General features: G+C 68.0%; 7 protein-coding genes. All 7 read left to right on the top strand.

The features are described 5' to 3' along the window. Positions 1-130 precede the first annotated feature (130 nt). A complete protein-coding gene (gene murC, locus ACR2MZ_RS13745) occupies positions 131-1,432 on the top strand; it encodes a UDP-N-acetylmuramate--L-alanine ligase (protein ID WP_434005613.1) in 1,302 nt (433 codons plus the stop codon). After that, complete coding sequence (gene murB / locus ACR2MZ_RS13750; RefSeq protein ID WP_434005614.1) at positions 1,410-2,336, top strand: UDP-N-acetylmuramate dehydrogenase; 927 nt, start codon at positions 1,410-1,412, stop codon at positions 2,334-2,336. The genes murC and murB overlap by 23 nt, the downstream gene beginning before the upstream one ends. Next, on the top strand, positions 2,333-3,265 hold the full coding sequence (locus ACR2MZ_RS13755; protein WP_434005615.1) for a D-alanine--D-alanine ligase family protein: 933 nt from the start codon (positions 2,333-2,335) through the stop codon (positions 3,263-3,265). The genes murB and ACR2MZ_RS13755 overlap by 4 nt, the downstream gene beginning before the upstream one ends. After that, on the top strand, positions 3,262-4,266 hold the full coding sequence (locus ACR2MZ_RS13760; protein ID WP_434005616.1) for a cell division protein FtsQ/DivIB: 1,005 nt from the start codon (positions 3,262-3,264) through the stop codon (positions 4,264-4,266). Before ACR2MZ_RS13755 ends, ACR2MZ_RS13760 begins: the two co-directional genes overlap by 4 nt. 102 nt (positions 4,267-4,368) lie before the next feature. Continuing rightward, entirely contained in the window at positions 4,369-5,394 is a 1,026-nt protein-coding gene (locus ACR2MZ_RS13765; protein ID WP_434005617.1) for an NAD(P)-dependent alcohol dehydrogenase, read from the top strand. Positions 5,395-5,418: 24 nt separating this feature from the next. Further along, complete coding sequence (locus tag ACR2MZ_RS13770; protein ID WP_434005618.1) at positions 5,419-6,471, top strand: amidohydrolase family protein; 1,053 nt, start codon at positions 5,419-5,421, stop codon at positions 6,469-6,471. Continuing rightward, a complete protein-coding gene (locus ACR2MZ_RS13775) occupies positions 6,468-7,172 on the top strand; it encodes an iron-sulfur cluster assembly protein (RefSeq protein WP_434005619.1) in 705 nt (234 codons plus the stop codon). The genes ACR2MZ_RS13770 and ACR2MZ_RS13775 overlap by 4 nt, the downstream gene beginning before the upstream one ends. The last annotated feature ends 128 nt before the right edge of the window (positions 7,173-7,300 follow it).

The following is a 7,300-nucleotide window of genomic DNA, read 5'->3' on the forward strand; positions in this document are numbered from 1 at the left end:
CGCAGAGCCTAATCAGCGGTCACGAGGAGGGGCTAACCGAGCAGGGGGATCTGCCACCTGAGCCATCTTCGGCAGCCAGCATGAAAGCCATCCCTGCCCCGCCAGCGTCCATGAAGAAAGGTAGGGCGGCGTGAGGCGAGCGCACCTACTTGGGATTGGGGGAGCCGGCGTCTCGGCCCTGGCTCGGGCGCTGCTGAGCCGCGGCTACGAGGTCTCCGGCTGCGATCTGCGGGAGAGCGAAACCACGCGCGCGCTGGCGGCAGAGGGCGCCAGTATCGAGGTGGGCCACAGCCCAGAACATATGCATGCCCGGTTGGACCTGGTCGTGTACAGCGGCGCTGTCAGGGCGGCGGGGCAGGCGGAGCTGGCGGCCGCCCGCGCGGCGGGGATCCGGGTGCTCAGCCGGGCCGAGCTGCTGGCCGAGCTGATGCAGGAGTTTGAGTCAGTCGCGATCGCCGGCTCACATGGCAAGACCACGGTCACCTACATGCTGGGCCACGTGCTGCAGCGAGCGGGCTGGGACCCAACGGTGCTGGTTGGGGATGGCGCCAACTCCCGAGCTGGTCAAAGCCGCTATCTGGTCGCCGAAGCAGACGAATCGGACGGGACTCTGGTGCTGCACCGGCCCAGCCACGGGATACTCACGAATGTCGACTTTGACCATCCCGACCACTTCAGCGGACTGGAGGAGATCGCCACCCTGTTCCGCAATTTCGTGGCAGTGATCCCCGGTCTGGCGGTCGTCGGCGCCGATGACGAGCGGGCGCGGGAGTTCACGTCGGCCGGCCGGCTCCTCACCTACGGCTTTCATCAGGCGGCTGACTATCGCTGCCGCCGCGACGAGAGCGGAAGTTTCGAAGCCCTTCGGGGCGAGGTCGTGCTGGCCCGCCTGAAGCTGCCCTTCCCGGGCCGGCACAACGTGCAGAACGCCACTGGCGCTCTCGCCATGGCGGTGGAGCTCGGCGTTGATCCGGAGGTGGCGGCCGCCGCGCTGGCGGACTTTCCTGGCGCCCACCGGCGGCTGGAACCGCTCGGCGAGTACCGTGGGGCACGCCTGCTGGACGACTACGGTCATCACCCGGCCGAGGTGACCAGCACACTGGCGGCAGTCCGCGAGCTGCGGCCTGGGCGCCTAGTAATAGTGTTCCAGCCCCAGCGATACACGCGCTACGAAGCGCTGCGCGATGATTTCGCCCGCAGCCTGCTGGGCGCCGATGTGGTGGTGGTGGCCGAGATCTATCCGGCGGGCGAGCCGAATCCGGGTCTCAGCGCGCGGGATCTGGCGGCGGCGGTGCCCGGCGCCCGCTTTGCTCCCGACCTGGCCGAGGCGCGGCGCCTCATCCAGCAGCTGGCCAGGCCGGGCGACGTGATCGTGTTCATGGGTGCCGGCGACATCTGGAAGGTGGGCAGTGAGCTGGCGAAGTCCCGCTAACGAACGCTGGCTGCGGGGCCTCCCGGGTGTGCGCCGGGACCAGCCGCTGGCCAGGAACACGTCGTTCAACATCGGCGGCCCCGCCGACTACTTCCTGGAAAGCGAGACGCCGGCCGAGCTGGTGGCGGCCTGCCACGAGCGTGGCATCCCGTACCGGCTGCTGGGCGCCGGGACCAACCTCCTCATCTCAGATGCCGGCGTGGAGGGACTTGTGATCCGCTGCGTCAACCGCGGCTGGACAGTCCAGGGACGCGAGGTTGTGGCTGAGGCCGGGCTCAAGATGATGCGGCTGGCTCGCATCTGCGCGGAGCATGACCTGATCGGCTTCGAGTGGGCGATAGGAGTGCCGGGAACAATTGGCGGCGCGGTCTATCAGAACGCCGGCTGCTGGGGCGGTCAGCTCAGCGATGTTCTGCTCGACGTCGCCTGTCTCCTCCCCGGTGAGGGGCCCACGCGGTGGCAGCCCGCCGAGCTGAGCCTGGGTTACCGTAGCTCGGCACTGCGCCAGGGCCGCTGGCGGGGGGCGCTGGTCGAAGCCACCACCATCCGGCTGGCACCCGGCGATGGGGCGGCCGCCAAGCGTGACATGGCCCGGCTGACAGTGGAGCGCAACCGCACCCAGCCGATCAAGAGCAAGAACTGTGGCAGCGTCTTCAAGAACCCGCCGGGAGACTCGGCGGGCCGCCTGATCGAAGCCGCCGGACTGCGCGGGGCGCGGGAGGGCGCGGCCCAGATTTCCGAGCAGCACGCCAACTTCATCATCAACCACGGCGGGGCCACGGCGGTCGACGTGCTGGCGCTCATCGAGCGGGCTCGCCGGCGCGTGCGAGAGCGGTTCGAGCTGGACCTGGAGACAGAGGTGGAGACAATCGGCCGCGAGGCTGTGGCGGGGACCCCGGCGTGAGGGTGGCGGTTCTCTGCGGTGGGCGCTCGGCCGAGCGCGAGGTGTCGCTCCGCTCAGGCGGCCAGGTGGCCGCGGCTCTGCGGAGCTGCAATCACGAGGTGGAGTTGGTGGATGCCGACGCGCAGGTCTGGGAGCGGCTCCGGGATGGCCGCTTTGCAGCCGTGTTCGTCGCTCTTCACGGTCGCCTGGGTGAGGACGGCACAGTGCAGGGGATGCTCGAGCTGTTGGGCCTGCCCTACACAGCTTCGGGGGTGCTGGCCAGCGCTCTCTGCATCGACAAGACGCGCACCAACCGGCTGCTGGCGGCGGCCGGCTTGGCGGTCCCTGAATTCATCGAGGTGGAGGCCGAGCGGGCCGAGGAATTGGTGGCGCGCTTCGGCCTGCCGCTGGTGCTCAAGCCTGTACGGGAGGGTTCCACTCTCGGGCTGACCATCGCCCGAAACGTGGATGAGGCCGCGAGCGGCCTGCTCCTGGCCGCGCGCTATGACCGCCGCGTCCTGGCCCAGCGCTTTGTGCCAGGCGTCGAGATCACCCTGGGCGTGCTGGCCACGCCCGAGCTGCAGCTGCTGCCATCGTTGGAGATCACCTACGAGAACGAGATCTACGACTACGACGCCAAGTACTCGGCCGGCCGCAGCCACCACATAATCCCTGCCCGGATCAGCGCCGAGGCGATTCAGCGGGCGGAGGCGGACGCCGTAACCGCCTTTCGGGCGCTCGGCTGCGAGGGCATGGCGCGCGTCGACTTCATAGTTGACGGGGCAGGCGTCCCCTGGCTGCTCGAAGTCAATACGGTGCCCGGTTTGACCGAAGTCTCGCTTCTGCCTGATGCAGCCCTGGCGGCGGGGGTCAGCTTCGAGGAGCTCTGCCAGCGACTGCTGAACCATGCTGTCGGGCGCCGGCGGCGGCAGGTGGGTCCCGGAGTATGAACGGAGACCCTCGGCGCCGCCGATCAAGGCAGGGCCGCGACTGGCGCAGCTGGTTCGGGCGCCTCCTGCCGGAGCGACCTGCTGACCGGCCCCGGAGCGGGTCCCGGCCCCGCCCCCGGCCGCCGGCTGACCCCGCCCGCCGGCGGTCGCGCTGGCTGGGCCTCGGCCTTGCCGGCGGTTCCGCGCTGGCGCTGGTGGGGCTGCTGCTGGCGCCTGTCTTCGCAGTGGCAGATGTCCACGTTTCGGGCACCCGGCACCTGAGCCAGACCGAAGTGGTTCACCTGGCAGGCCTTGACACGTCAGTGTCGGTTTATTCACTTGACGAAGTCGCCGCCAGGCAGCGGTTGGAGAGATCGCCCTGGATCCGCACCGCCCAGGTGACTGCTTCGCTCCCGGCGCATGTCTCCATCCAGGTGGAGGAATGGCAGCCCGTGGCAACCTTTCGCTCTGGCGGCGCTGCGCAGTGGTACCTCTCCAGCCAGTCGGTAGCCCTGGGCCAAGTACCGGCTGGTGCCGATGTCACGGGCATGGTGGAGATTCAGGGGCCGCCAGGGCGGGAGCCGAAGCCGGGCGCCAGGCCGCTCGAACCCAGGCTCCTCGCCGATCTTGTAAACCTCGACCGGCAGCTGCCGGAGTTGACCGGCCAGCAGGTCAAGCGCTTCGAACTCGATGGCTGCGGCAACTTGAACCTGGTGAGCGCGAAAGGCTGGACAGCCCTATTCGGGCGCGTGCTGACACCCGAGGAGCTGGCAGCGCTCCCCGGCAAGGTGACCAGTCTGCAGACTCTTGCCAGGTCGGGGGCTGTGGACTTCAACAGCCCTGATTTGACCTACGTGAACGTCGAGAACGCAGGCAATCCGGCGGTCGGCTACAAGCCCAAGCCGACCCCCACCCCCAAGCCCACGCCGACGCCTAAGCCGACGACCACACCCAGGGGTCCGGCGACGCCCACGCCGACTGCTCCGCTCGCCCCTCAGCTAACGGTGCCCGTCTGCGCGTGAGGTCATCTGCCATACTGACTTGATGGGGGTGCCCGGCTTCGGCAACCTGGCGGAAGGCCTGCCGCCATCAAACCCGGTGTGAGTCGAACCTAGAGAGACAAGGTGAAGGCTGTACGGCTGCACCAGTACCACCGACGCCCGGTGATCGAGGAGGTTCGGGAACCGAAGCTATCCAGTCCCTTCGACGTGATTGTGAAGATTGGGGGCGCCGGTCTGTGCCGGACCGACCTGCACATCATCGAGGGCCAGTGGGAGTCCAGGAGCGGGGTCGCGCTGCCGTACACGCTCGGCCATGAGAACGCTGGCTGGGTACACGAAGTCGGCTCCGGGGTCACCAACGTGGCCCGCGGCGACACTGTCATCCTGCACCCCACCCCGACCTGTGGGTTGTGCCACGCCTGTCGGGCGGGCGACGACATGCACTGCCCCAACGGCTCATTTCCCGGGATCAGCACCGACGGCGGCATGGCGGAGTACCTGCTCACCTCCGCCCGGGCCTGCGTCAAGCTCGCTCCCCAGACTCAGCCGAAGGACGTGGGGGCGCTGGCGGACGCCGGCATCACCGCCTACCATGCCGTGCGCAAGGCCGTTCCGCTGCTTTACCCCGGCACTACCTGCGTGGTCATCGGGGCCGGCGGGCTCGGCCACGTCGGCATCCAGTGCCTGGCCGCGCTGACCGCGACCACCATCGTGGTGGTGGACAAGAACGCGGGCGCGCTCAAGCTCGCCAGTCAGCTCGGGGCGCACCACACGGTTGTTGCCGACGGCAACCAGGTGAACGCGGTCAAAGAGCTCACCGGCGGCAACGGGGCCGACGTCGTCATCGACTTCGTCGCCGAGCAGGGGGCTGAGAACGACGGGTGGGAGATGACCCGCCGGGCCGGCTCGTACTACGTAATCGGTTACGGCGGCACCGTGAACATCGAGACGATCGACATTATCTCCACCGAGCGGAACGTCGTCGGCAACCTGGTCGGCACCTACAACGACCTGACCGAGCTGATGGTCCTGGCCCAGGCCGGCCAGGTGACCCTGCACACCAAGACCTACCCGCTGGAGGCGGCGCTCGACGCGATCGACGATCTCGACAACGGTCGCATTCGCGGCCGCGGAATCCTCGTCCCCTAGGCAATTGATTCTGGAGGTTTGAGCGTGTACGAGAAGGACGGCGAGAAGTACTACGTGGTTGACAGCCACATGCACTACTGGAACGCGGCCCCCGACAACTGGGTGGCCGGCCACGAGCAGTACGCCAAGGGCTGGATCGAGTGCTTCCACGCCTACCAGGGCCTGGGGCCCGCCGAGACGCACTGGCCGATCGAGAAGTTCCAGAAGTACTCCGAGGCCGACCTGATGAAGGATGTCTTCGAAGTCGGCTACGTCGACAAGGCGATCTTCCAGCCGACGTACCTCACGGAGTGGTACACGGAGGGCTTCAACACCACCGACCGTAACGGGATCCTGGCCAACAAGTACCCCGACAAGTTCATTCTCAACACCCGCTGGGATCCGCGCGAGGGTGAGGCCGGGCTGAAGCAGCTGGAGGCGGACGTCGCTCGCTACGGCAGCAAGGGCGTCAAGCTCTACACCGCGGAGTGGCGGGACGGCTCCCGGGGCTGGACGCTGAAGGACCCGGAGGCATCCCGTTACCTGGATAAGTGCCAGGAGCTGGGCATAAAGAACGTCCACGTCCACAAGGGCCCGACGATCTGGCCGCTCGACAAGGACGCCTTCGACGTGGCCGACGTGGACCAGGCGGCGACCTCTTTCCCCGGGCTGAACTTCATAGTCGAGCACGTCGGCCTGCCGCGCATCGAGGACTTCTGCTTCATGGCCACCCAGGAGCCCAATGTGTATGCCGGCCTGTCGGTGGTCATCGGCGGCCTCATGCACGCCCGGCCGAAGTTTTTCGCCAAGGTGATGGGCGAGCTGCTGTTCTGGGTCGGTGAGGACAAGATGACCTTCGGCAGCGACTACGCCATCTGGGAGCCGAAGTGGCAGATCGAGGGCTTCGTCGACTGGGACTACCCCGGTGACGAGTTCTCCGACTACCCCAGGGTCACGACCGCCACCAAGAAGAAGATCCTCGGCCTGAACGCGGCCAAGCTGTACGACCTAGAGGTCCCCATCGACTACCAGCTCCAGGAGCAAGCCGGACGGCAGGAAGCCGCGGTCGGCGTCTCGGAGGTAGAGGCGCGGGCGTGACGGACGCCTCCCGCGTCCTCGCTGCGTTGGATAGCGTCCGCGACCCGGAGCTGGACGAGCCGATCACCGCGCTCGGCTTCGTCGCCTCTTGCACCATGTCCGACGACGGTGTGGCTGAGGTGCGGCTGAGATTGCCGACCTATTTCTGCGCTCCGAACTTCGCCTTTCTTATGGTTGCCGACGCCTATGACGCGGTGTCGGCGGTGGACGGCGTGGAGCGCACGGAGGTGGTGCTCGAAGACCACTTCGCCTCGGTCCAGATCAATGGCGGCGTGGCCGCGCGGGCCGGGTTCGCCCAGGTCTTCGACGGCGAGGCCGTCGACGACCTGGGCCAGCTGAGAGCGGATTTCCTGCGCAAGGCGGTGCTGGCCGGCACCGACCGGGTGTGCCGACCGCTGCTGGCCGCAGGTGCGGCGGCGGAGGATCTCGCTGGAATGGTGCTCGGCGAGTTGGCGGCATCGGCGGACCTGGACCGGCTGCGGTCCCGGCGAGCCGACCTCGGCCTGCCGGCCGGGGACGACGCCCGGCTGCTGATCGACCCCGCCACCGGTGCAGCGATCGGCGTCGACGCGCTGCCGTTGCACCTGCGGCGGGCCAGGACGACGCGGGTCAGCCTCGAGGCCAACGCGGTGACCTGCCGAGACCTGTTCGCCCAGCGCTACCACTCCGCCTCGGGCTTGGCCGAAGCGGTCGCGCCCTAGTCTGTCCTCTCCCCGAGTAGACGCGACACCTGGAGGGTCTTCCAGGTTGTAGCGGCGGCGCGATTCTGTAGGTGCTTGACCAACCTGCAGAGGAGGCACCGCCATGACCAATGATGACGTCATCTACC

This window comes from Candidatus Dormiibacter sp., assembly GCF_050999135.1.
Taxonomy (GTDB): domain Bacteria; phylum Chloroflexota; class Dormibacteria; order Dormibacterales; family Dormibacteraceae; genus Dormiibacter; species Dormiibacter spiritus.